This is a genomic window from Bacillus cereus group sp. Bce019 (assembly GCF_051781745.1).
Classification (GTDB): domain Bacteria; phylum Bacillota; class Bacilli; order Bacillales; family Bacillaceae_G; genus Bacillus_A; species Bacillus_A cereus.
Window position 1 is genome coordinate 1 of record NZ_JBPWJX010000102.1, and the last position, 277, is coordinate 277.

Here is a 277-nt window from a genome sequence, read left to right on the forward strand (position 1 = left end):
GTTAAATAGAATGGATCTATTGGTATACAATGTCCTCCAACACCAGGTCCAGGATAAAATGGCATGAAACCGAATGGTTTTGTACCAGCTGCATCTATAACTTCCCAGATGTTTATTCCCATTTTTTTTGCAACTATAGCCATTTCGTTTATGAAAGCTATATTTACAATTCTAAAACTATTTTCTAATATTTTAGACATTTCTGCTTCTTTTGGTGAAGATACTGTAAATACATTTGCATCGAGAACATTCTCATATAAAACTTTTGCATGTTCTG

At 32.5% G+C, this 277-nt stretch carries 1 pseudogene; it reads right to left on the reverse strand.

What is annotated here, in order from left to right:
- A pseudogene (locus ACS2QP_RS27620) lies at positions 1-277 on the reverse strand (UDP-N-acetyl-D-glucosamine dehydrogenase); the annotation flags it as partial.